The sequence below is a fragment of the Proteiniphilum sp. UBA1028 genome (genome assembly GCF_002316955.1).
GTDB lineage: Bacteria > Bacteroidota > Bacteroidia > Bacteroidales > Dysgonomonadaceae > Proteiniphilum.
The window spans coordinates 1-931 of sequence record NZ_DCEN01000055.1; the positions used below are offsets into that span (position 1 = coordinate 1).

General features: G+C 44.9%; 1 protein-coding gene. It reads right to left on the bottom strand.

The features are described 5' to 3' along the window. Positions 1-623, bottom strand: a 623-nt coding sequence (locus tag B3Z75_RS10160) for a peroxiredoxin (protein ID WP_294071147.1), incomplete at its 3' end; no start/stop codon positions are given. Positions 624-931: the final 308 nt, after the last annotated feature.

Here is a 931-nt window from a genome sequence, read left to right on the forward strand (position 1 = left end):
GACAAGTAATCGGCAATTCCTTGCTGCGTTGCGGAAAGTCCCTTGTCACCTTTGTGCCAGTCGGCAGGACATACTTCGCCATGCTCTTCGGTGAACTGCAATGCATCGATTACCCGCAGCACTTCGTCGACACTCCGTCCCAGCGGCATGTCGTTGACCACCTGGTGGCGTACAATGCCTTCCTTGTCAATCAGGAACAATCCGCGATACGCTTCCGGGGTACCTTCAAACAGGAGGTTGCCTGAGTCATCCGTGGTATACTCTCCTGCCAGCACATCGTATGCCATGGAGATGGTCAACGAATGGTCGGCCACGATGGGGTAGGTAACTCCCCGAATGCCGCCATCGTTTTTAGGCGTTTGCAACCACTTCCAGTGCGATACGGCCGAGTCGGTTGAAGCAGCCACCACTACTGTGTCTCTTTCTTCAAACTCCTTCAGCTTCTGCTGAAAAGCATGAAGTTCCGTGGGACAAACAAACGTGAAGTCTGCGGGATAAAAAAAGAATACCACATATTTCTTCCCCAGATAATCATCCAGTGAGAATTTTTCTACTATTTCTGAGCCGTTGATTACGGCAGGAGCCCAAAATACCGGGGCTCTTTTTCCAACTAATACTGACATAATGCTAAATCATTTAATGTGATGAATCATAGGCCAAAGATAGGAGATTTGAACCCACAAAGAAAATAACCGGGCAACAATGAATCATAGAAAGTTTTTATCAATTGAAAAAGACACGTTCACAGCCCGTGTGCTGTTATGCTGCTCAAAATAACAAAATTAACATTCATTTCAATGCAATATCGCCAAAAAATATGTACTTTTGCACGCAATAAAAAATAAAGGGTTATACTTATGTCATTTATTGCAGACAAAATTGTTATGGAAGGGTTAACATTCGACGACCTTCTGTTAGTTCCGGCTTATTC